Raw genomic sequence first — 21,588 nt, 5'->3', positions numbered from 1 at the left:
GCGTGATGCCCGGCCTCTTCTTTTTGCCCTAACGCCAATGCCCGGCCGCTTGCGCGGGCGCGCTCATCGAAGCATCAGCTGTCGTGATCGAGATGCAGCGGAAAGGTGATCTCGAACGTCGTGCCCGCGCCTTCGTGCGAGGCAAAACGCAGTTCGCCGTGCAGTACGCGGCACAGTTCGCGCACGATCGCAAGGCCAAGCCCGGCGCCGGGCACATCGTCCTGATTCGCGCGCTCGAACTCCCTGAACACGCGCTCCTGATCCGCCGCGCCAATGCCGACGCCGGTATCGGACACAAGCAGACACCAATGCGCATCGCCCCGCGCGCGCATCTGGAACTCAACCTCGCCCGCCTTCGTATACTTCGCCGCGTTGGTCAGCAGATTGAGCGCAATCTGCTTGAGCTTGAGCCGGTTCGACGTGACCATGGTCAGACCCGGATCGAAACCATGCACGAGGCGCAGGCCTTTCGCGTCGATTGCCGGCTGACACGCGGCGACCAGTTCGTCGAACAGCGCCCGCAGGTCGAAGGCCTGCACGGCAAGCGCACTGGTATCGCCAAGCACCACCGAATATTCGACCAGCTCGTCGACCAGCGTTTTCATATCCGCCGCCTGCCGGTTCGCGAGCGCAAGCGCGGCTTCGGTCTTCGCCGGCGCGCGCGCGATCATCTGCAGCGCCATCGAGAACACGTTCAGGAAATTGCGCAGATCGTGCACCACGCTGCGCGTGATCTGCATCCGCGATTCATACAATTCGCCGACGAGCTTCTGCTTGAGCATCAGTTCATGATTCGCGCGCTCGAGCCGGCCGGTGTATTCGTCGATCTTGCGATCGCGTTCGGTCATCACCTCGCGGATCGACGTGAACGTGACAAAGCTGATCGCCTCGTCGACGAAATGCCGCGCGCGTTCCTCATGGCGCCGCGTAAACACCGGATGCCCTTCCGCAAACCCGACGATCGCCCCCATCAACATCTGACGCAGCAGATCGAGCTCGCGCACCAGTTCGTCGATCCGGTAACCCTGCTTGAAGCGCAGCTTGCCGTGCTGCTTCGCATTGCGCTCGATCGACGGTTCGACCTGGTCGAGGTCCTGCTCCTCGAGCGCACTGCAGATTTCCTCGAGGATGGCGGGAACGTGGTCGGACAGTTGCTCGTACGTGAGCCGATCGGACTCCGACAGCTCGGCATCATCGAACACCGCCTTCATCCACCGTTCAGTCAGATTGACGCGCTCCCGACGAAGCGCGTCGGCAAACAGGCGCATCGGCCCGTACGGTTTGGCCATAACAAAACCTCGCGATGAAGCACAGCGAAGGCGAAGGGACCGGCGGCGCATGCCGCGGCCCCATCAAGATCGACCATCGTACTACGACTTGAGCCGGTATCCGGTTTTGAAGATCCACGCGATCACGGCCAGAAAAATCGCAAGGAACAGCGCCGTCATGCCGAGGCTGATGCCGACGCTCACGTCCGCGAGCCCATAGAAGCTCCAGCGAAAACCGCTGATCAGATAAACGATCGGGTTGAAAAGCGCGACCACGCGCCAGCCGGGCGGCAGCATCGCGACCGAATAGAAGCTGCCGCCAAGAAACGTGAGCGGCGTGACGATCAGCAGCGGGACGATCTGCAGCTTCTCGAAGTTATCGGCCCAGATGCCGATAATGAAACCGAGCAGGCTGAACGTCACCGACGTCAGCACGAGAAATAGCGCCATCCAGAGCGGATGCTGGATCTGCAGCGGCACGAACAGCCCCGCGGTCGCGAGAATGATCAGGCCGAGCACGAGCGACTTCGTCGCCGCCGCGCCGACGTAACTGACCACGATCTCCAGATACGACACCGGCGCAGAAAGCAGTTCGTAAATGGTCCCGGTGAAGCGCGGAAAGTAAATGCCGAACGACGCGTTTGAAATACTCTGCGACAGCAGGGACAGCATGATCAGTCCCGGCACGATAAACGAGCCGTAGCTGACGCCTTCGACTTCGCGGATGCGCGAGCCGATCGCCGCGCCGAACACGACGAAGTACAGCGACGTGGAGATGACCGGTGCGACGATGCTCTGCATCAACGTACGGCCGGTGCGCGCCATTTCGAAACGGTAGATCGCGCGGATCGCGTGAAGATTCATGATTGCCCTCGCACCAGGCTCACGAAGATGTCTTCGAGCGAGCTTTGCGTCGTCTGCAGGTCCTTGAAGCGGATGCCCGCATGGTTCAGATCGTTGAGCAACGCGACGATGTCCGCACGTTCGCGCTCCGAGTCGTAGGTGTAGATCAGTTCGGCGCCGCCGTTCGCGAGTTCGAGCCCATAGTGCGCGAGCGCCGCGGGCACGGCCGTCAAAGGCGCCTCGAGATGCAGCAGCAACTGTTTCTTGCCGAGCTTGCGCATCAGTTCCGCCTTCTCCTCGACAATCACGATCTCGCCGGCATTGATCACGCCGATCCGGTCGGCCATCTCCTCCGCTTCCTCGATGTAGTGTGTGGTCAGCACAACGGTCACACCGCTTGTGGTGAGCGAGCGCACGAGGCGCCACATATCGCGCCGCAGTTCGACGTCGACGCCGGCGGTCGGCTCGTCGAGAAACAGCACGCGCGGTTCGTGCGACAGCGCCTTGGCGATCAGCACGCGCCGCTTCATGCCGCCGGACAGCGTCATGATGCGGTTATTGCGCTTCTCCCATAACGACAGGTCGCGCAGAACCCTTTCGATGTACGCAGGATTTTTCGGCTTACCGAAGAGGCCGCGGCTAAACGATACGGTCCCCCACACGGTTTCGAACGCGTCGGTGGTGAGTTCCTGCGGCACGAGGCCGATCAGCTCGCGCGCGGCGCGGAAGTCATTCTGGATGTCGTGCCCATCGACCTTGACGGACCCTTCGGATGCCCTGACGATCCCGCAGACGATGCTGATCAGCGTCGTCTTGCCCGCGCCGTTCGGCCCGAGCAGCGCGAAGATTTCCCCGCGCCGGATCGACAGGTCGATCCCGTTGAGCGCGCGGAAACCGGATGCGTAGGTTTTGGATAGATTGGATATCGATATGATTGGCGGCATGCCCGCGAAGATAGCAGATATGGCCCCGCCTTGCGCGACGTCGTCATCGAAGCGTCACTGAAAGTGCACGTCGCGCACGCGGCATCGGTGCGCGATGTTTCGACTACCCCGCGTGCATCGCCGCGCAGAGTGCGCGATGCGCGCACCATGCGCAAATAGGCACGGCCGATCGACGTCGCGCTGTGCCGGCCGAACTAGGCCGGCACCGATTCGGCGATCGACCGTCGCGACCACACGCGGTGCTGACCCGCGGCATCGATGAATTTTTCGAGCACCGCGTCGAGGTCGGCGTCCGCACCCGTTGCGACACCATCCGCATGGTCCGGCAAGTGCGCGGCGTTCAGCACGTCGCGTCCCGCGCCGAGCGCCGCGATCGCCTTCAGATGCTTGAACGCCTCGAGCACGAAGTGCCGCGCATCCCCCGATTGCGCGAGCACCTTTGCACTCGCGTCGCCGCCGCATACGATCACCGCGTCGATCATGATCGACGGCATCCCGGCAATCGTCGCGTCGGGATGCATGCCGTCGATCGGCGCAAGTGTCGGCGCGATCAATACCGGCACAGCGCCTTGATCTTCGAGTGCCTTGCGAATCGCCTTGACGGACGCCTCGTCCGCGCCTGGCGCCGCGAGCAGCGCAACCTTGCGCGTTTTGATGCCCGGCTTCACGCGATTGAGCAGGCTCAACGCCGGCGACGGCTGCTGTTTGCCGACGGCTTTCGAACCCCTCGACGGCGCGGGAAGACCGAGTCCTTCGGCGACCTGCTTCGCGAGTTCCAGGTCGTAGTTCGAGAGAATCTCATTGACGACGCGCGCCCGGATTTCCGGCCGCGTCACCTTGCCGAGTTCGAACTGATACGCGGCGGCAATATGTTCTTTTTCGACCTCGCTCATGCTTTGATAAAACAACGCCGCCTGCGAGAAGTGATCGGCAAACGACTCACTGCGCACGCGAATTTTCGTGCCCTCCATCGGCTCCGGATAACTCTCGAACCCGCCATCGTGCGGCGCGGGATCCGTCTCCTTCGGCCACGCATCGCTTAGCGAATTCGGCTCATACGACGCCTGCCCGACGTTGATCGTCTGCCGGTGCATGCCGTCGCGCTGATTGTTCACGTTCGGCGCGAGCGGCCGGTTGATCGGAATCTCATGGAAATTCGCGCCGCCGAGGCGGCTTATCTGCGTATCCGTGTATGAGAACAGACGGCCCTGCAGCAACGGATCGTTCGAGAAATCGATGCCCGGCACGACGTGCCCCGGGTGAAACGCGACCTGTTCGGTTTCGGCGAAAAAATTGTCCGGATTGCGATTCAGCGTCATCTTGCCGATGATCCGCACCGGCACGATCTCTTCCGGAATCAGCTTGGTCGGGTCGATCAGATCGAAGCCGAGCGTATGCTGGTCTTTCTCCTCGATCAGTTGCACGCCGAGTTCGAACTCGGGAAAATTGCCGCGCTCGATCGCTTCCCACAGATCGCGTCGATGAAAGTCCGGATCCTTGCCCGCGATCTTCTGCGCCTCGTCCCACAGCAACGAATACGACCCCAGCACCGGGCGCCAGTGAAACTTCACGAAACGCGACCGCCCCTGCGCATTCACGAAGCGAAACGTATGAACGCCAAACCCTTCCATTGTGCGCAGGCTGCGCGGAATCGCGCGGTCCGACATGGTCCACAGCACCATGTGCGTGGATTCGGGCACGAGCGACACAAAGTCCCAGAACGTGTCGTGCGCGGAGCCGCCGGTCGGCATTTCGTTTGGCGCTTCGGGCTTTACCGCATGAACGAAGTCGGGAAATTTGATCGCATCCTGAATGAAAAACACCGGCATATTGTTGCCGACCAGGTCGTAAATGCCCTCGCTCGTGTAGAACTTCACCGCAAAGCCGCGTACGTCGCGCACCGTATCGGCTGAGCCGCGCGGTCCCTGCACCGTCGAGAAACGCACGTAAACCGGTGTTTGCACCGACGGGTCCTGCAGAAATGCCGCCTTCGTAAATTCGGCCATCGACTCATAGGGCTGAAACACACCGTGCGCGGCCGAACCGCGCGCATGAACGATGCGCTCGGGAATCCGTTCGTGGTCGAAGTGCGTGATTTTTTCACGCATGATGAAGTCTTCGAGCAACGACGGGCCGCGCGGGCCCGCGCGCAACGAGTTCTGGTTATCGGCGATTTTCACGCCCTGGTTGGTACGCAGTGCCTCGTTCTCAGGGCGTGCGCGCGACGCTTCGAGCGCGTCGGATTTCGCGTCTTTCGCAGACGAACCGGATTGACGATTGCGGGGTTTGCTTGCCATCGAGGGACTCCTGGTTTCTTTATCGGGTCGTAGTAATTCGCGTCACAACGCATCGGCGGGTTGGCTGCGGCGCTGCATCCGCTGACACTGCTGCAATGGGCGTTCCAGCGTGCGGACGAGGCCCGGTCGGTGCATCCGCTCATAATCCGGCAACGGCACACTGCCGCATCTCCTGCAGCCGCGATGCGTCTGTACGATCACGCGCGCGCGGCCTCCTCCAGCATCGGTTCGCTTACGACCGGCCGAGTCGGCCAGATGGGCGACTGAAGTCGACGATGCAAAGCGTCGCGACAATGCGTGTTCGAGTTCAGTCAAACGCTGTTGCATATCGATCGATGGATCCATATCGACTCTCCCGGCTCAATCGTGCAAAGCAGCGCGCCCGCGACGACGCATCACTTCCGTTTCATGCCCGCGCATCGCGGCCACGCGCGCCGTGCGGCGGCGACAAGAAGAACGCGATTCCAACACAACCCGCAACCGCCGTTCCCGCCGCCCTCGCATACAGGATTCAATACGCGGCACACCGCTTGCACGGTAGAAACCGAGGCGAGCTACAACCGCTCGCATTTCATGAACACTTCTCGGAGGATCCGACGATGAAAAGCACTGTGAAGAAGCTTCTTGCATCAGCGCTGGTGATGGCACTATCCGGCGGCGTTTTTGCTCAAGGCGGCGCCGGTGGTGCGGGCGGAGGCGGGGGCGGGATGGGTGGCGGCGGCGCAGGCGGGATGGGCGGAGGCGCAGCGGGTAACGGCGCCGGCGTCGGAGCGGGCGGCGGGAATACCGGCGGCGCAGGCGGCATGGCCGCGCCCGGCACGGGCGCCAACCGCGGGATGAACCGGCCGGGTATGAATAACTCGGACAGCGGCTACGGCGCACCCGGTTCGACCGGCACCGGAGGCGGCGTCGGCACAGGCACCGGTGCAACGCCGCAGCAGGCGCCAATGAATCGCGGCACGGCGCCAGGCGGCAGCCAATGACGCATGCATGACGCGGGCGCCGATAGCCCGCGTTACTCGCGACTGACAATCGCGACTGACATCAGGCAACGTTCGCGGACTGAATATGCAACGCACTGCTGCATGAACGCACCCATGCCTGATGCCACGCCAAGGGCGGCGCGCCGGTTCCCATGCTGGCGCGCCGCTTTGCGATTGCATCAGTGCGTTTGCGTAAATTGGATGACGCGACGCGCGTTTGCGCGTCTTCAACGATACGCAAAAAGAACCCTCGCGCCGAATAACCACCCGCACCGGCCGACCATCGCATCCCGGTCTCGCCACCGCCAGCACACAGTTAAACTGACCGCACGCGCGCGATGATCGCGCACAGCACGGAGAACGCGATTGACGAATTCAACCGATCTGATCGTCGCGCGCCCTGAAGGTCTCTATTGCCCCGCGGGCGATTTCTACATCGACCCATGGCAACCGGTCGAACGGGCGGTCATCACGCACGCGCATTCAGACCACGCGCGCTTCGGCCACCGCCATTACCTGACGTCGACGCCGGGCGCGGGCGTCCTGCAGTCGCGCCTGCCCGGCATCAGCCTGCAGGCCGTCGAATACGGCGAACGCATCGCGATCAACGGCGTCGACGTGTCGCTCCATCCGGCCGGCCATGTGCTCGGTTCCGCGCAGGTGCGCGTTGCATACCGCGGCGACGTGTGGGTCGCATCCGGCGACTACAAGCTCGACGCCGACCCGACCTGCGCGGCATTCGAACCGGTGCGCTGCGATACATTCATTACCGAATCGACCTTCGGCCTGCCGGTCTATCGATGGGATCCGCCGCAAACGGTGTTCGCCGGCATCGACGCGTGGTGGCGTCACAACGCCGCCAACGGCCGCGCGTCGGTGCTCTTCTGCTATGCGTTCGGCAAAGCGCAGCGCATCCTCGCCGGCGTCGACGCGGCGCTCGGCCCGATCTTCTGCCACGGCGCGATGGAGCCGCTCAACCGCGCCTACCGCGCAGCCGGTGTCGTATTGCCGGAGGTGCGCAGTCCATCCAGCGTGCCCGCCAAAGACAAGGCCGCCTTTAACGAAGCGCTGGTCATCGCGCCCCCTTCCGCGCAAGGCAGCCCCTGGCTGCGCCGCTTCGGCGACTACAGCGACGCGTTCGCATCGGGCTGGATGCGCCTGCGCGGCACACGCAGGCGGCGCGGCGTCGACCGCGGCTTCGTGCTGTCGGACCATGCCGACTGGCCGGCGCTGCAGACCGCGATCGAGGCCACCGGCGCCGGGCGCGTCATCGTCACGCATGGCCAAGTGGAACCGATGGTGCGCTGGCTGCGCGAGCGGGGACTCGACGCGAGCGCGTTCGCAACCGAATACGGCGGCGACAACGTCGAGGCCGACGCGCAAGGCTCGACCGACGATGCGACCCCGCCCTCGGCGGCCTCATCACCCGCGACGCGCTTCACCGACCCGGAGGCGCCCGCCCGATGAAGCGCTTTGCCGCGCTCTACGCAGCGCTCGACGCGACGACGTCCACGCGCGACAAACTCGATGCGCTGACCACCTATTTCTCCGTCGCGCCGCCGGAAGATGCCGCGTGGGCGTCGTACTTCCTCGCCGGCGGCAAGCCGCGGCAAACGGTGCCCACGCGCCTGCTGACCGAGATCGCACGCGAGCGCGCCGGCCTGCCGGAATGGCTCTTCGACGAGTCGTACCAGGCAGTCGGCGATCTCGCCGAAACCATCGCGCATGTCCTGCCGCCCGCCGCACGCACATCCGGGCTCGGCCTCACACAATGGATCGAGGAGCGCGTGCTGACTTTGCGCGGCGCCACGCCCGACACCTTGCGTACGCGCCTTGTCGCATACTGGGACGAACTCGACTGGAGCGGCCGCTTCCTGTTGACGAAACTGATCGGCGGCGGCTTTCGCGTCGGCGTCGCGCGGCAGCTCGTGGTGCGCGCGCTCGCCGATGTCGCGGGTGTCGACCACAAGTTGATCGCGCAACGAATGGTCGGCTGGACCGATGCGCGGCAGCCGCCCGACGCAGCCCGTTATCTGCGGCTGATCGCGCCCGCCGGGACCTCCGGCCAGAAGAGCCGCGGCGACACGGACAGTGCTCACGCGGCCGGCGCCACAGGAACGCCGCAGTCCGCGCAGGACCCGCACGAAGCCGAACGCGCGCTGCCGTATCCGTTCTTTCTTGCGCATCCGCTGCAGAGCGCACCCGAGACGCTAGGCGATCCTACGCATTGGCTTGTCGAATGGAAGTGGGACGGCATACGCGCGCAGGTCGTAAAGCGCGATGGCCGCGTATGGATCTGGTCACGCGGCGAGGACCTGATCACCGAGCGTTTTCCCGAAGTCGTCGCGCTCGGCGATGCGCTTCCCGATGGCTTCGTGCTCGACGGCGAAATCCTCGCCTGGCAACCCGGCGCGCAAGCGCCGCTGCCGTTCGCGCGCCTGCAGCCCCGCATCACGCGCAAATCGCTGACAAAAAAGGTGCTGGCCGATTCGCCCGCCGCGTTTCTCGCGTACGACCTGCTCGAAGCGCACGGCGCCGATCAGCGGATGACGCCGCTCATCGGCCGGCGCGCGCAGCTCGACGCGCTGGCCACGTCGCTAGCCGATACGCTTGCGCGCGATCTGCTGCGCGTATCGCCACGCGTCGACGCGAGCAGCTGGTCGATGCTCGCCGCATTGCGCGCGCAAAGCCGCGCCCGCGGCGTCGAAGGATTGATGCTGAAGGAACAGCAATCGCTGTACGGCGTCGGTCGCACCAAAGCGGCCGGCACATGGTGGAAATGGAAAATCGACCCCTATGCGGTCGATGCGGTGCTCGTTTATGCGCAACGTGGTCATGGCCGCCGTGCGAGCCTTTATACGGATTTCACCTTCGCCGTGTGGGACGAAGCGAACGGCGTGCGCACGCTCGTGCCGTTCGCGAAGGCGTACTCGGGTCTGACCGACGACGAAATGCGCGAGGTCGACGCGATCGTGCGCAGAACGACCGTCGAAAAATTCGGACCGGTGCGCAGCGTCACGCCGACGCTCGTCTTCGAAATCGGCTTTGAAGGCATCCAGGCGAGCACGCGGCATAAATCCGGCGTCGCTGTCAGATTCCCACGCATGCTGCGCTGGCGCACCGACAAACACATCGAGGACGCCGATACATTGGCTATGCTCAAAGGTTTCATCGACCCGGCCACTGCATAAGCTTTGCTATCGTTGGCGCCGATGCCGGGCATCAAATCGCACGAAAGGGTTCGCATCGCTTCAATGAAAATTGAGCTTTGCGCATTTTCGGCAACGATGTCAAAATAGCCGCGTACCGGTTCGTCAGAAGAGGAAAACCATGGCAGGAGTCCGACAGTTCGATGAAGACAGCGCGTTTACCGACGCGCTCGAGGTTTTCTGGCGCAAGGGTTTCCGCTCGACGTCGATGCTCGACCTCGCCGAGGCGACCGGCGTGCAGCGCGGTTCGCTGTACAACGCATACGGCGACAAGGAAGAAATCTTTATCCGCGTGTTCGAGCGCTACACCGGGCGCTTTATCGCGGACGCACGCAAGGCGCTCGACAAGCCAGACCTGCGCGACGCGCTGGTTTCGTTTTTCACGTTTGCAATCCGTTCGATCTCGCATGGCACACCCACGCGCGGGTGCCTGTCGACCAAGACCGCGGTCGAGATCGACCCTGATTCACCGCGCGTGCGCGATGCGGTGCAAAGCATGCTGAACGAACTCGAAGCCACGGTGCTCGCGGTGCTGAATACGAAGGAAGCACGTGCGCAACTCGCGGTGCCGCCGCAGCAGGCCGCCTCGATCATCATCACGATGACGCGCGGAATCGCGGTAATGGAACGGGTCTACGAAGATCCGAAGCGCTTGCGGCAAACCGCGACCGCGCTGGTCGATGCACTCGTGCCGCGCGGCTAGCCGGAAAGCGGCACACACGGCCGGCACGGGCACGCCGGCCGTGCGGCCGCACAGCATGATCCGTTCAGATAAAAAAAGGCCCACCAGATAGCGGGCCCGAAAAGCGCCTGGACGCGGGGATCGCGCCCGGGTTACTACACGGTCATCGAAGCTTGATCGTCGAATCCTCATCGCTTGCCGCGCGCAGCTTGCCGCGGGCAGCGGGCGGTTCAGCCGCACTGCCGCGCGACGCACGCCAACCTGTCTGCCGCGTTACGTCGCTCGCCGTCGCCGCGCCGTTACTTCCTGCCGGCCGCGGCATGCGGCGTCGCCGACTGCGCGCGCTTCGCCGTGTTTGCCACGACATTCATATTGGATTCCGCCGTTTCCACCGCCTGACGCGCGGTCTTGAACAAACTGTCATACCACGAGTTGGTTGCGTGGATCATCGAGTTCAACGCGGCTACCGCCGCCTCGGACCCAACCGGCCCGCTCTTCGCCGCTTCGTCGATGCCCGTCTGGACCTTGCGCGCCTCGCGCTGGTATTGAGCGCCGGCTTGCTCCGCGAGCGCGGCTTGCGCACTCGCCAGGATCTCGAACACCTGACGGTTGTACGCGGCTATCCGCTCGGCGAGCGGCTCTGTGCCGGGCGGGACCTCGAAGAACGCCTGCATCCCGTTGCCCGACAGCGCGCTCTGCCAGCGCGCGGCTTGCACATCGAGCGACGTCCTGATCGTTTTCAAGTTCAGCGACACGAGTTTTTCGAAGCCGTTGAAGGCTTCGTTTGCGAACCGGTAGGTCGCGTCGATGTTCGCCTTTTGCGCGTCGGCGAATTGTTCGGGGGAAAGATAAGTCATTTCACAGCCCTCATTGAGGCGGGCGCCGGTGACGCAAGCGCGGCGCCGCTATATCGGTTTAACGAAGCGCGTGAAAGCGCGCGAGCAACGCATGGCCGCGGTCGGTAATACGCGGCTGTTCGGCTATGGAGGCGCCGCTCTCGAACTCGACGAGCTTGCGTTCGACGAGTGTATGAAGGTCAGCCAGATCGAAATTCACAGATTGTTCGGCGTGCTTGACGAGCATGAGCGTTGCAAACTCATGGGGGCTTAGCATGCGAGTCTCCTGATCGACGGGTGAGCCGTCTGCCGGATGGCTGCGACGGCAACGTTTAAATCTGACGATACCCGTTGTCCTGCAAGGCGCTCAGCAAGAACAGGTCCTCGTCCGGGGACCCCATCCTAATGCGGCAAATCGGTTATTTCAATCCGTACGCATCCCGCCTCGTACTTCTTTTTGATATGCGTCCAGCTGTCGGAAACTTCTGCCCCAGCAGGCGACGGTGCCCGGCAATTCCTGCCGTCATACCGCACCAACTTAAGCGCACGCTGTCACTGGCATGTCATAACAATGCACATCCGAAATTGAACGGAATCCTTATCGTCTAAGGTTAATGAACTCGCTATCCTCAATATGGAGGCCGCATGGAAACGTTCCCATACACACCTTCGCAACAGCCGCTGTATGACGGCGGGTGCGCGTGCGGCGCGCTGCGCTTTCGCGCGAAGGGCGAACCGAAGCGCGTCGGGATCTGTCATTGCATGACGTGCCGCCGCATCCACGGTTCGGCGTTCGGCTCATACGCGATATACGAGCGCGACGATATCGAATGGTCGGGCGACACGCGGGCGTGGAAGAGTTCGCCGTTGGGCCGCCGGCATTTCTGTCCGGCGTGCGGGTCGGTTGCCTACATGGAATACGGCGACGGGTCGGAGCTCGACATACCGCTCGGCTCGTTCGATCGCACCGGCATCTTCGAACCGACGTACGAACTCTGGTGCTGCCATCGCGAGCCGTGGCTGCCGGCCGGCGTGCGCACCGAGTTCGACAAGGACCGCACCTGAACCGGAAAATAACGCAGCACCGAATCCATCATACGAAGCGCGCGCAGCACGGCTATCGAACGGCCGGGCCGTGCCTTGCGCCTGTCACTTCTCGCTCTTCTTCGGAATCTTCGCGCCCGACTTGCGCGCCTGATTCAGCGCAATCGCGACCGCCTGCTTCTGCGATTTGCCCTGCTTCTTTTCGGTCTTGATGTTCTGGCCGACGGTTTCCTTCGACGTCCCTCTCTTCAGCGGCATGATGCTCTCCCTGTTGCGCGCACGCGGCGCTTGATCGATATCGCATCAAGCAAGCGCTATTCCCACGCAGCACGCTTGCTTTATCCTTGCGATTGCCCGCACGGATTGCCCGCACATCGAGGAGACGGAAGTGTTCGAACAATGCGAATGGCTGAACGAACCCGCGAGCTGGTCGCTTGAAAGCGAGCGGCTGCACGTGACGACCGACCGCGCAACGGACTTCTGGCGCGAGACCCACTATGGCTTCACGCGCGATACCGGTCATTGCTTCGGCACGCGCACCATGGGCGGATTCACCGCGCAGGTCCGCGTGCGCGGCCGGTTCGAAACGCTTTATGACCAGGCCGGCCTGATGGTGCGCATCGATGCGGCGCAATGGGTCAAGGCCGGTGTCGAATTCACCGATGGCGCGCTGATGCTCAGCAGTGTGTTGACCGTCGATCAGTCCGATTGGGCAACCGGCACGCGCATCGATCCCGTCGATGGCTTCTGGCTGCGCGCAACCGTCGCCGAACGCGTGCTGCGTCTGCAGTACTCGACCGACGGCGCGCACTGGCCGCTGCTGCGGCTTGCGCCCTTCCCGCATGCCGCCAGTTATTTCGTCGGGCCCATGTGCTGTACGCCGGAGCGCGACGGCCTTAACGTCGAATTCGACCAGTTCCGCGTCGGCGCACCGACTGACAAGCCGCTTCACGATTTGACGTAGGCCCGCGGCGGCCGCGGAATTTTTGCACGCGACCGGTTGTTATCGGTATTGGGAGAGCCGGCGCCGCGCGTCAGCCCCTTCAATTCACCACTCATCCGCTTCCAGCATGCCAATCATCCGCGCGAACGGTATCGACCTGAACGTATCGATCGAAGGAAACGGGCCGCCGCTGCTGCTGCTTCATGGCCTTGGCGACCGTTTGCAGATCTGGGAAGAAGAGGTCCGCCATTTCAGCCCGTTCTTCACGACCGTCGCGTTCGACGCGCGCGGTCATGGCGCCTCGACGAAGCCCGCGCACTACACGCTGCAAGATCACATCGACGACGTGTTCGCGCTCGCCGACACGCTCGGCTACGGCGAAATCAACCTGATCGGCGCGTCGATGGGCAGCTACACCGCGCAAGGCGTCGCGACCGCCCAACCGGAGCGCGTGCACAGCGTCGCGCTGATCGTACCGAAGAGCCACGGCACAACGTCGTCGTCGGCGCGCTTGCTCGCCGAGCATGCCGATGAACTGGCGAACCGCTCATTCGAAGAAAAGCAGCGCTTTCTGATGGATCGGGCGTTCGGCCCTTACGCGAGTGCGGAACTCAAGGCCGCATGCGCGCAGCGGGTATTCAGCATGCCACTCGACGAGACCGGCATGGCGGCTGCGAGCGGCGCGCTGACCGGTTTCGATTTCCGTCCGATGCTGCCGGCCATCAAGGCGCATACGCTCGTGATGTCCGGCAAGTACGACGTGCTCAACTCCGTGCAGGACGGACGCGACTGCGCCGAGCGGATTCCGCATGCGGAATTCATCGAAATGAAGCGCTCGGGCCATTTTCCGAACATCGAGGAGCCCGAGCTTTATCTGACTGTGCTGGGCGAGTTCCTGTCGGCCTGGTAACCGATTTCGTGGCGCGTGCCTTTGCGACTGGCCCTGGCAGTTAGCTTTCGCAGTTAGCTTTCGCAGCCGCCCCTCGCAGTTCGCTTACCAGCCCCCGTCGCGGCAGCAACGGCCATAGCCCCAGCAACCGGCCGCGCAGGCCCGCACATACAAGTCCGCTTGTTTCGCCAGATCGCGAGGCGTAATCTGCGTTGAGCACCGCGACCGCGGCAACGCGCATACCGCCTGCGCGGCCGATGCATCCGTTCGGGTCTTACCGGAGAGCCTTCCATGAAAGGCAGCCAGCTGACGGTGTACGCGGACAGCCGCTGCGTCCGCACGAACCACATGACAGTCGTCCAATGGGTGCTGGACGAAACCGCGAAGGCCGGCATTCAGGGCGCCACCGTGATCGAGGCGAGCGAGAGCATCGACCGGCACGGCAAATACCATGCGGCCCGCTTCTTCGAACTGGTCGATCAGCCGGTCGCCATCACCGTCGCTGCCGATGAATCCCGCATCGATACGTTGCTCGAGCGTCTGCGGCAGTGCGAAATCACGCTCTTCTACACCCGTAGCCCGGTCGAGTTCGCGCTGCCAGGCGACGAACCCGGCGGCACGGCATCCGAAACGACGCAATACCGCTAGAGACCGCGAGCGTCGCAAAGCGTTGCGCACATGGCCCTTCGCGCATCGCATCGCATCGCGCCGCACGCAACACGCACCCGCGGGCTCCAGCAGAAAAGGAGACAGACATGAAAGACGCGCCTCGACTGTTGCACGATCTGGGCCTCTTCGACGCGGTGTTCGCGCGCGTCCGGCATCTCGATCCCGCTGTGCGCGAAGGCACGATGTTCGGCTGCCCGGCCGCTTTTGTCGGTACGCATCTCGCCTTTTGCGTGTACGGCAGCGGCATCGGGATCAAGCTGCCGGCCGACAAGGCCGCGCGCCTGGTCGAAGCGGGCCGCGCATTCGCGTTTCAACCGTACGGGCGAGCGCCGATGCGCGAATGGGTCGAAGTGCGCATCACGCGCGAGCGCGTCGCCGAGCTCACGCCGGTGCTCGTCGATGCGATCGAATACGCGCGTGGCAGCACGCGTGACGAGCCAATTGGCCACGCACCGTATGCAAGCGGAAAAAACACCGCAAAAACCAGTGCAAAAAGCGGCGCACAAAACAGCGAACCCCGCGGCGTCGAACCCGCATGGAGCGGGATATCGCACGGCGCGCACGCCCGCGCAAAGAGGTAGCAATGCATGGCTATCAACTGACCTTTTACACCGGCCAGGATCGCCGCCACGGCCATCTGAGCGTCTGCGAATGGCTGCTCGGGCAGGTGCACAAGCTCGGCATTCGCGGCGTGACGGTCATCAACTGCGCGCAAGGGGTCGGCCATGCGGGCGCGCATCACGCGGCGCATGCGCTGCGGCTTGCCGATCAGCCGCTGCAGATCGTGATGGCCGTCACCGAAGACGAAGCCGAGCGTGTGCTCGAGATCGTGCGGGCCGCGAACGTGCATGTGTTCTACGTGCGCGCACCGGTCGAATTCGGGCTGATCGGCGGCCGTCCGCCGCATGCGGCGCCTGACAACCCGTCGAGCCATGCGCCGGTTACTCCGGCGCGTAAGGCCTGATCAGTTCCGCGAAGCGGTCCGCCAGCGTCGGTCTTGCGCGGGCCGGCCAGATCGCGCTCAGTTCGAAACGCGGCAATGCATCGCCATCGGCAATTTCGCATAAGCGCACGCCGCTAAACTGCAGTGTGCGCACCGAGCGCGGCAGCAGCGAGATGCCGCAGCCCGCGGCGACGCACGCGAGCACGGTCAGCGAGCGGTTCGCGTTCTGCACGGTCCCGATCTCGCAACCGGCCTGGCGAAACGCGCTGAGAATGCCCGCGCGAATCACCGGCAACTGATCTTGCGGAAACCAGACAAACCCGTGCGCGGCGAGGTCGCGCAGGAACACCGGCGCATCGCCGTTGCGGGGAAACGAATCGGGCAGCACCGCCAGCAGCTTCTCGCGCGCAATCAGCTTTTCCTTCATCCTGCCGTTCACGGCGACCGGCGTGTGCAGCAGGCCAAGGTCGATTTCGCCTTTCTCCAGCGCGTTGACCTGCTCCGCGTTGCTCATCTCGCGCAACACCAGTTCGACGCCAGGCACCGCTTCGCGCAGCAACCCGATGGTGCGCGGCAGCACATCGAAAAGCGCCGCCGACGCGAAGCCGATCGTCAGGCGCCCCGCTCGGTCCGCGCCGATCGCACGCGCGCGCAGCGACGCCGCATCGATGCGCGCGACCGAGAGGCGAATATCGTCGACGATGGCGAGGCCCGCGGGCGTCAGCGCGGCGCCGCGCCGGCTGCGCTCGAAGAGCTTCACGCCCCACTCCTTCTCCATACGCGTCAACGCCTGGCTCAATGCCGGCTGCGCCACGCCGAGCAGATCCGCGGCACGCGTCACGCTGCCCGCATCCGCAATCGCCAGAAAGTATTTGAGGCTGCGCGTTTCCATATCGCCGCAATATGAATATTGATTGATTCCATAATACAACGATATCCATTGAGTCCATAGAATGCGTCGCATGGGCGTCCGTCACGCGGCGGCCGCCTCCGATACGCTTCCAACAACCCGCCAGCCAGGCCGCATCGGCGGCCGGCACGGGACGGAGACACGATGAACTGGTACCGGGAAATCTCGCCAACGGAAAAGCGCACGTTATGGACATGCTTCGGCGGCTGGGCGCTCGACGCGCTGGACACCCAGGCATTCAGCCTCGTGATTCCCGCGCTGATCGCCACCTGGGGGATCGGCAAGGGCCAGGCGGGCCTGATCGGCGGTGCGACGCTCGTCGCGGGTGCGCTCGGCGGTTTGTTGGCCGGCGTGCTGTCGGACCGCTACGGCCGCGTGCGCGCGCTGCAGATCACCGTGCTGTGGTTTTCGCTGTTCACGCTGCTTTCCGCGTGCGCGCAGAACTACGAGCAGTTGCTCGTATTGAAGTCGCTGCAAGGTCTCGGATTCGGCGGCGAATGGACGGCCGGCTCGGTGCTGCTGAGCGAAACGATACGCGCGCAGCATCGCGGCAAAACGATGGGCATCGTGCAAAGCGCCTGGGGGTTCGGCTGGGCCGCCGCGGTGCTGCTCTACGCGATCGTGTTTTCCTGGGCCTCGCCGCAATGGGCGTGGCGCGTGCTGTTCGCGCTCGGCGCGCTGCCCGCGCTGCTGTTGCTGTACGTGCGCCGCAACGTGCCGGAACCGCCGCGCGACACGTCGAGCGCCACCGCCCGCAAGCTCGACGCGAAGCTGCCGGTGCTCGGCATCTTCGACCGCTCGGTGATCCGCACGACCATCGTCGGCGGTCTGATCGGCCTCGGCGCGCATGGCGGCTATCACGCGATCACCACATGGCTGCCGACCTATCTGAAAACGGAGCGGCATCTGTCGGTGCTCGGCACCGGCGGTTATCTGGCGGTTGTGATCGTCGCGTTCATTTGCGGGTGTTTCGTGAGCGCGTGGCTGCAGGATCGGATCGGCCGGCGCATGAACCTGATCCTGTTCGCGCTGTGCTGCGCGGTAACGGTCAACCTGTATGTGTTCCTGCCGATCGGCGACACCGCGATGCTGATGCTGAGCTTTCCGCTCGGCTTCTTCTCCGCGGGCATTCCGGCGACGCTCGGCGCGCTCTTCAACGAGCTCTATCCGCAAGGCGTGCGCGGCACGGGCGTCGGCTTCTGCTACAACTTCGGCCGCATCGTATCGGCGGGCTTTCCGGTGCTGGTCGGCCATATGGGCAATTCGATGCCGATCGGCTCGGCGCTCGGCATCGATGCGGGCGCGGCTTACGGGCTCGTCGTGATCGCCGCGCTGCTGCTGCCCGAAACCCGTGGACGCACGATCGCCCCAGTCCATGCGCGCGGCGAACCCGGCCTCTCGAGCGCCCCCGCGCCGTCCGAACAGAAGCCGGCCGCGCAAGCCCATCGCGCCTGACCGGTGCGCGACGTATCTGACTCCACGATCTTCATGAACAGCAAAGTCACAGAATGGCCGACTCCCCTCTCGCAGGCCGTACCTGCCACTGCGCCGGCGCCGGCCGGCGTCCCGCCCGGCTGGCTTGGCGCGACGCACCCGCCGCTTGCGGCGGTCGATTCGCACGCGCACGTGTTCATCCGCGGCTTGCCGCTTGCCCCGCAACGCCGGCATGCGCCCGAATACGACGCAACGCTCGAAGCGTATGCGAGCTACTTGCAGCCGAACGGCGTGTCGCATGCCGTACTCGTGCAGCCGAGCTTTCTCGGCACCGACAACCGCTTCTTCGTCGAGGTGCTGAAACGCTATCCGGCGCGCTTTCGCGGCGTGGCGGTCGTCGCCCCGTCGGCCGGCGACGCTGAACTCGACGCGCTCGCGCAGGCAGGCGTAGTGGGTATCCGGCTGAATCTGGTCGGCCTGCCGATTCCGGACCTGTCGCGGCCCGCGTGGCGCAATCTGCTGTCGCACGTGAACGCGCTCGGCTGGCATGTCCAGGTGCATCGCGCCGCGGCGGACCTGCCCGCGATCATCGGCCCGCTGCTCGAGCATCGCTGCACGGTCGTGGTCGACCATTTCGGGCGGCCGTCACCGGATGCGGGCGAGCGGGACCCGGGCTTCCGCTATCTGCTGTCGGTCGCCTCGACCGGGCGCGTGTGGGTGAAGCTCTCCGGCGCATACCGCAGCGTGCCCGCCGACAGCGTGCATGATGCCGACGGCGCCGAACTCGGCGCGCGCCTTGCCGCGCCGCTCATCGCCGCGTTCACACCCGCGCGGCTCGTGTGGGGCAGCGACTGGCCGCACACCGAGCATCGGCAGCAGGTCGACTACGACGCGACGCGCATGGCGCTCGAGCGCTGGGTGCCGGATGCCGCGCAGCGCGAGACGATCCTCACGCGTTCGCCGCAAACGCTCTACCGCTTCGACGCGTCCGCGCGCTAAGCGTCTCGCCGTTTTTTGCGCGGCCTCGCATTGCGCGGCGTTCTGCATGACGTAGCGCGTGAGACAGCGCGCGATACGTCGCACCACGTACCGCCCCACGCACTAGAATGAATTTTGCGTCGGCAGATGGCTGACCTCGGTCATGCGCTGCGCACTGTACGCACGCTGTAGCCGCCGCGCGTGGGCGCAGACACCGCACACGTCGCAGACACCGCGTGTATCGCGCGTCTTTTCCGCGTCGCACCGCATCGCTTCCAGGAGGGTTGTCATGCCGACCTACGAATACCGCTGCGAATCGTGCGGCGAAAAGTTCGAGCACGCCGAACACGTCAGCGAGCACACGAGCGCGCGTCCCGCCTGTCCCAAATGCGGCAGCGAGAAAGTTCAGCACCTGCCTACACCATTCGTCGCGAAGACCTCGCGCAAGAGCTGAGTCGAATCCGCTGGGAAGGCCGACCAGCAACGGCCGCGAGCCGGTGACATGGCACGACATAACTGATGCGTGGCGCTAACGGAGCGCGTCGACCATACTCGCTTCCGCGTGCCGGCCATGAGAAAGCGTAAGCGCTGAACCCGATCAGGCAAGTCACGCAACCGGTGACATCGCCGAAAACATCGGACGATACGTTCAAGCCCTTTACGCCCAGCCCACAAGGTCAGCCATGTTCACGACGCTCCCATCCCTCAGCCTGAAAAGCGCGCGCCGCGCATCCTCCGCCCTGCTGTTCAGCACGATCCTGCTGACCGGTTGCGCAAGCGGCATCACCAACGTCGCGAACGCGGGCGAGTATGTCGCTACGCAGCAGATCCGCCCCGATACCGTCTACGTGTATCCGTTCGCCAGTTCAGCCGGGCAGGTGAAACTCGACAGCGGCGGCCTTGCGCACAAGCTGGTCTCGCATGTGTCGGGCAGCTCCGACGATGCGCAGCAAGCGTCCGACGCGGTTCAGGTCCGCGAACAGGTCGCCGATGAAATCGTGCACAAACTGCAGTCGATGGGCGTGCACGCGGTTCGCGCCGACGTGCCGCCGCCCGCCGATCAGAACGTGCTGCTCGTGCAAGGCAGCTTCGACAAGATCGACGCGGGCAATCGCCGCCGCCGCACGATGATCGGTTTCGGCGCCGGCGAGAGCGATGTGGGCAGCACCGTGCAGATTCTCTACAAGCCGGCCGGCGGTATGCCGGCGCTCGTGCAGAGCTTCGCTGCGAACGCGGATAGCGGCAAGGCGCCGGGCGTCGTCGAAACAGCGGGTGTCGGCACAGCGGCCGGGCATATCGCGACCTCGGCGGCGCTGGGCGGCGGTATGCATGCGGTGTCCGAAACGAAGCATGACACCGTTGTACAAGATGCGAAGCGGCTCGGCGACAAGATTGCCAAGCAGATCGCGCAGATCGGCGTCAGCGAAGGCTGGCTGTCGACGGATAGCGTCCGGTAATGCGGCGCAGTGCGGTGCGGTGCGATTTTATGCGGCACGGCGCGGCATGATCCACCCACCGCGCCGCTTAGCCGTTTCATCAAGCCGCGTTCTTCAACGCCACACGGCATCAATCCTGCGCGGCGCCATTCAGATCCGGGTGTTGCTGCGCGAGCTCGCTCACCCAGCCGGTAAACGCGCGCAGCCGCGAACTCAGATTGCGACGATGCGGATAGACGATCGACAGCGGCGTCGACGGGCTCGCGAAACCGGTGAGAATTTCCGTCAGCGCGCCCTTGTCGATCAGTTCGGCCACCATAAAACGCGACGGCTGGATGATGCCGTGACCCAGCGCGGCGGCGCCGATATAAACGCTGCCGTCGTTGACCGCCAGCACGCTTTTCATCTGCACCTTGACGGTCTCGCCGCCCACTTCATACTCGAACGGAAAGGTCTTGCCGCTGCGCGCCGACACATAATTGACCGCCCGATGTTCGGCGAGATCGTCGAGCGTGGTCGGCGTACCGAACTTCTCCAGATAGGCGGGCGCCGCGCAGGTGACGATGCGCGCATTGCCGATGCGGCGCGCGACGAGGCTCGACTCTTCGAGCCGGCCCATACGGATCACGCAGTCGGCGCCATCCTGGATCAGATCGATATTGCGGTCCGCAAGCCCGAGGCGCACGTCGATTTGCGGAAACTTCTGGTAGAAATCGTCGAGCGCCGGCAACAGCAACGCGCGCGCAAGCGTGCCCGACGTATCGACGCGAATCGTTCCCGCCGGCGTCTCGCGCTTGTTCGAAAGCGACGATTCCGCATCCGCGACATCGGCGAGAATGCGCACGCAGCGATCGTAAAAGAGCGCACCGTCTTCCGTCACATTGACCTGACGTGTCGAGCGGTTCAGGAGCCGCACGCCGACGTGCTCCTCGAGCGCCTGAATGGTTCGGCTGACCTTGGCTCGCGGCAATTCGAGCGATTCCGACACCTTCGAAAAGCTGTTGGCTTCCACCACCCGCGTAAATATCTCCATTGCCTCCAAGCGGTCCATTTATCTGCCCTATCGTTGATTCGCGTTGTACGCGTATTAGCCGGAAAACCCGGACGCTCGATAAAACGCGCAATCGCCCGACCCGGCGATCGAAGCGGTTTCATCCCTTATTACGCAAGATCTTACGCCAGCGTGACCGAAAACTCATGGCCCGCGCGGCAAGCCGTGCCGGATAGCGTTCCCGACAAGTGGGACGCGTCGCGCAAGCGCCCCAATGCAGTGCGCCCCA

22 protein-coding genes and 1 pseudogene are annotated in these 21,588 nt (G+C 64.2%); 15 read left to right on the top strand and 8 right to left on the bottom strand.

From position 1 onward, the window contains the following. Positions 1-74 precede the first annotated feature (74 nt). The 4 genes and pseudogenes from HV675_RS01235 to katE all read right to left on the bottom strand — a co-directional run. Positions 75-1,289: a sensor histidine kinase gene (locus tag HV675_RS01235; RefSeq protein WP_175108908.1), complete on the bottom strand. Its 1,215-nt coding sequence runs from the start codon at positions 1,287-1,289 to the stop codon at positions 75-77. Between the two features lie 81 nt (positions 1,290-1,370). Beyond that, positions 1,371-2,132, bottom strand: coding sequence for an ABC transporter permease (locus HV675_RS01230; protein WP_175108907.1), 762 nt, complete (start codon positions 2,130-2,132; stop codon positions 1,371-1,373). Further along, positions 2,129-3,055, bottom strand: a complete 927-nt coding sequence (locus HV675_RS01225) for an ABC transporter ATP-binding protein (RefSeq protein ID WP_175108906.1) — start codon at positions 3,053-3,055, stop codon at positions 2,129-2,131. Before HV675_RS01225 ends, HV675_RS01230 begins: the two co-directional genes overlap by 4 nt. A gap of 194 nt (positions 3,056-3,249) precedes the next feature. After that, a pseudogene (katE, locus tag HV675_RS01220) lies at positions 3,250-5,367 on the bottom strand (catalase HPII); the annotation flags it as partial. A 584-nt stretch (positions 5,368-5,951) separates the two neighbouring features. Between katE and HV675_RS01215 the strand changes: the two are divergent. From HV675_RS01215 to HV675_RS01200, 4 genes are all read left to right on the top strand, one after another. Continuing rightward, positions 5,952-6,335 (top strand): hypothetical protein, encoded by a 384-nt coding sequence (locus HV675_RS01215; protein ID WP_175108904.1) that lies wholly within the window; start codon positions 5,952-5,954, stop codon positions 6,333-6,335. Between the two features lie 366 nt (positions 6,336-6,701). Beyond that, on the top strand, positions 6,702-7,802 hold the full coding sequence (locus HV675_RS01210; RefSeq protein WP_175108903.1) for a ligase-associated DNA damage response exonuclease: 1,101 nt from the start codon (positions 6,702-6,704) through the stop codon (positions 7,800-7,802). Beyond that, entirely contained in the window at positions 7,799-9,526 is a 1,728-nt protein-coding gene (locus HV675_RS01205; protein ID WP_175108902.1) for an ATP-dependent DNA ligase, read from the top strand. Before HV675_RS01210 ends, HV675_RS01205 begins: the two co-directional genes overlap by 4 nt. A gap of 139 nt (positions 9,527-9,665) precedes the next feature. Further along, positions 9,666-10,247 carry a TetR/AcrR family transcriptional regulator gene (locus HV675_RS01200; RefSeq protein WP_175108901.1) on the top strand — a complete coding sequence of 194 codons (582 nt, stop codon included), beginning with the start codon at positions 9,666-9,668 and terminating at the stop codon, positions 10,245-10,247. Between the two features lie 278 nt (positions 10,248-10,525). On the opposite strand, the gene phaP is transcribed toward HV675_RS01200, so the two are convergent. Next, positions 10,526-11,083, bottom strand: coding sequence for a TIGR01841 family phasin (gene phaP, locus HV675_RS01195; RefSeq protein WP_175108900.1), 558 nt, complete (start codon positions 11,081-11,083; stop codon positions 10,526-10,528). A gap of 28 nt (positions 11,084-11,111) precedes the next feature. Between phaP and HV675_RS01190 the strand changes: the two genes are divergently transcribed. Beyond that, complete coding sequence (locus HV675_RS01190) at positions 11,112-11,336, top strand: hypothetical protein (protein ID WP_175108899.1); 225 nt, start codon at positions 11,112-11,114, stop codon at positions 11,334-11,336. 371 nt (positions 11,337-11,707) lie between these two features. Continuing rightward, positions 11,708-12,127 carry a GFA family protein gene (locus HV675_RS01185; RefSeq protein WP_175108898.1) on the top strand — a complete coding sequence of 140 codons (420 nt, stop codon included), beginning with the start codon at positions 11,708-11,710 and terminating at the stop codon, positions 12,125-12,127. Between the two features lie 84 nt (positions 12,128-12,211). On the opposite strand, the gene HV675_RS01180 is transcribed toward HV675_RS01185, so the two are convergent. Beyond that, a complete protein-coding gene (locus tag HV675_RS01180) occupies positions 12,212-12,364 on the bottom strand; it encodes a DUF6496 domain-containing protein (RefSeq protein ID WP_175108897.1) in 153 nt (50 codons plus the stop codon). Between the two features lie 130 nt (positions 12,365-12,494). Here HV675_RS01180 and HV675_RS01175 point away from each other — a divergent pair, with 130 nt between their 5' ends. The 5 genes from HV675_RS01175 to HV675_RS01155 all read left to right on the top strand — a co-directional run bounded on the left by HV675_RS01175 (position 12,495) and on the right by HV675_RS01155 (position 15,571). Then, positions 12,495-13,070 (top strand): DUF1349 domain-containing protein, encoded by a 576-nt coding sequence (locus HV675_RS01175; RefSeq protein ID WP_175108896.1) that lies wholly within the window; start codon positions 12,495-12,497, stop codon positions 13,068-13,070. 106 nt (positions 13,071-13,176) lie between these two features. Beyond that, positions 13,177-13,959 carry an alpha/beta fold hydrolase gene (locus tag HV675_RS01170; protein WP_175108895.1) on the top strand — a complete coding sequence of 261 codons (783 nt, stop codon included), beginning with the start codon at positions 13,177-13,179 and terminating at the stop codon, positions 13,957-13,959. Positions 13,960-14,229: 270 nt separating this feature from the next. Beyond that, complete coding sequence (locus HV675_RS01165; RefSeq protein WP_175108894.1) at positions 14,230-14,586, top strand: DUF190 domain-containing protein; 357 nt, start codon at positions 14,230-14,232, stop codon at positions 14,584-14,586. A 107-nt stretch (positions 14,587-14,693) separates the two neighbouring features. Then, positions 14,694-15,188, top strand: a complete 495-nt coding sequence (locus tag HV675_RS01160; RefSeq protein ID WP_246270038.1) for a hypothetical protein — start codon at positions 14,694-14,696, stop codon at positions 15,186-15,188. Positions 15,189-15,190: 2 nt separating this feature from the next. Continuing rightward, a complete protein-coding gene (locus HV675_RS01155; protein ID WP_175108893.1) occupies positions 15,191-15,571 on the top strand; it encodes a DUF190 domain-containing protein in 381 nt (126 codons plus the stop codon). On the opposite strand, the gene HV675_RS01150 is transcribed toward HV675_RS01155, so the two are convergent. Next, entirely contained in the window at positions 15,549-16,442 is an 894-nt protein-coding gene (locus HV675_RS01150) for a LysR family transcriptional regulator (protein WP_175108892.1), read from the bottom strand. The genes HV675_RS01155 and HV675_RS01150 overlap by 23 nt on opposite strands. Before the next feature lie 162 nt (positions 16,443-16,604). Between HV675_RS01150 and HV675_RS01145 the strand changes: the two genes are divergently transcribed. The 4 genes from HV675_RS01145 to HV675_RS01130 all read left to right on the top strand — a co-directional run bounded on the left by HV675_RS01145 (position 16,605) and on the right by HV675_RS01130 (position 20,329). Continuing rightward, entirely contained in the window at positions 16,605-17,915 is a 1,311-nt protein-coding gene (locus HV675_RS01145) for an MFS transporter (RefSeq protein WP_175108891.1), read from the top strand. Positions 17,916-17,948: 33 nt separating this feature from the next. Next, positions 17,949-18,893, top strand: coding sequence for an amidohydrolase family protein (locus tag HV675_RS01140; protein WP_175108890.1), 945 nt, complete (start codon positions 17,949-17,951; stop codon positions 18,891-18,893). Positions 18,894-19,161: 268 nt separating this feature from the next. Further along, positions 19,162-19,326, top strand: coding sequence for an FmdB family zinc ribbon protein (locus HV675_RS01135; RefSeq protein WP_175108889.1), 165 nt, complete (start codon positions 19,162-19,164; stop codon positions 19,324-19,326). Positions 19,327-19,555: 229 nt separating this feature from the next. After that, the gene (locus HV675_RS01130) at positions 19,556-20,329 is read left to right on the top strand and encodes a DUF4410 domain-containing protein (protein WP_175108888.1); all 774 of its coding nucleotides are present in this window, start codon (positions 19,556-19,558) and stop codon (positions 20,327-20,329) included. A gap of 109 nt (positions 20,330-20,438) precedes the next feature. On the opposite strand, the gene HV675_RS01125 is transcribed toward HV675_RS01130, so the two are convergent. Beyond that, positions 20,439-21,359 carry a LysR family transcriptional regulator gene (locus HV675_RS01125; protein ID WP_175108887.1) on the bottom strand — a complete coding sequence of 307 codons (921 nt, stop codon included), beginning with the start codon at positions 21,357-21,359 and terminating at the stop codon, positions 20,439-20,441. Positions 21,360-21,588 lie beyond the last annotated feature (229 nt).

The organism is Paraburkholderia solisilvae (assembly GCF_902859875.1).
Taxonomy (GTDB): Bacteria; Pseudomonadota; Gammaproteobacteria; order Burkholderiales; family Burkholderiaceae; genus Paraburkholderia; species Paraburkholderia solisilvae.
Note: the sequence above shows the minus strand (reverse complement) of the source record. Positions and strands in the feature narration are given on the sequence as shown.

Coding starts and splice junctions, on each gene's coding strand:
- HV675_RS01235 (WP_175108908.1), bottom strand. CDS start 1,289: ATGGCCAAACCGTACGGGCCGATGCGCCTGTTTGCCGACGCGCTTCGT.
- HV675_RS01230 (WP_175108907.1), bottom strand. CDS start 2,132: ATGAATCTTCACGCGATCCGCGCGATCTACCGTTTCGAAATGGCGCGC.
- HV675_RS01225 (WP_175108906.1), bottom strand. CDS start 3,055: ATGCCGCCAATCATATCGATATCCAATCTATCCAAAACCTACGCATCC.
- HV675_RS01215 (WP_175108904.1), top strand. CDS start 5,952: ATGAAAAGCACTGTGAAGAAGCTTCTTGCATCAGCGCTGGTGATGGCA.
- HV675_RS01205 (WP_175108902.1), top strand. CDS start 7,799: ATGAAGCGCTTTGCCGCGCTCTACGCAGCGCTCGACGCGACGACGTCC.
- HV675_RS01200 (WP_175108901.1), top strand. CDS start 9,666: ATGGCAGGAGTCCGACAGTTCGATGAAGACAGCGCGTTTACCGACGCG.
- phaP (WP_175108900.1), bottom strand. CDS start 11,083: ATGACTTATCTTTCCCCCGAACAATTCGCCGACGCGCAAAAGGCGAAC.
- HV675_RS01185 (WP_175108898.1), top strand. CDS start 11,708: ATGGAAACGTTCCCATACACACCTTCGCAACAGCCGCTGTATGACGGC.
- HV675_RS01180 (WP_175108897.1), bottom strand. CDS start 12,364: ATGCCGCTGAAGAGAGGGACGTCGAAGGAAACCGTCGGCCAGAACATC.
- HV675_RS01170 (WP_175108895.1), top strand. CDS start 13,177: ATGCCAATCATCCGCGCGAACGGTATCGACCTGAACGTATCGATCGAA.
- HV675_RS01165 (WP_175108894.1), top strand. CDS start 14,230: ATGAAAGGCAGCCAGCTGACGGTGTACGCGGACAGCCGCTGCGTCCGC.
- HV675_RS01160 (WP_246270038.1), top strand. CDS start 14,694: ATGAAAGACGCGCCTCGACTGTTGCACGATCTGGGCCTCTTCGACGCG.
- HV675_RS01155 (WP_175108893.1), top strand. CDS start 15,191: ATGCATGGCTATCAACTGACCTTTTACACCGGCCAGGATCGCCGCCAC.
- HV675_RS01150 (WP_175108892.1), bottom strand. CDS start 16,442: ATGGAAACGCGCAGCCTCAAATACTTTCTGGCGATTGCGGATGCGGGC.
- HV675_RS01145 (WP_175108891.1), top strand. CDS start 16,605: ATGAACTGGTACCGGGAAATCTCGCCAACGGAAAAGCGCACGTTATGG.
- HV675_RS01140 (WP_175108890.1), top strand. CDS start 17,949: ATGAACAGCAAAGTCACAGAATGGCCGACTCCCCTCTCGCAGGCCGTA.
- HV675_RS01135 (WP_175108889.1), top strand. CDS start 19,162: ATGCCGACCTACGAATACCGCTGCGAATCGTGCGGCGAAAAGTTCGAG.
- HV675_RS01130 (WP_175108888.1), top strand. CDS start 19,556: ATGTTCACGACGCTCCCATCCCTCAGCCTGAAAAGCGCGCGCCGCGCA.
- HV675_RS01125 (WP_175108887.1), bottom strand. CDS start 21,359: ATGGACCGCTTGGAGGCAATGGAGATATTTACGCGGGTGGTGGAAGCC.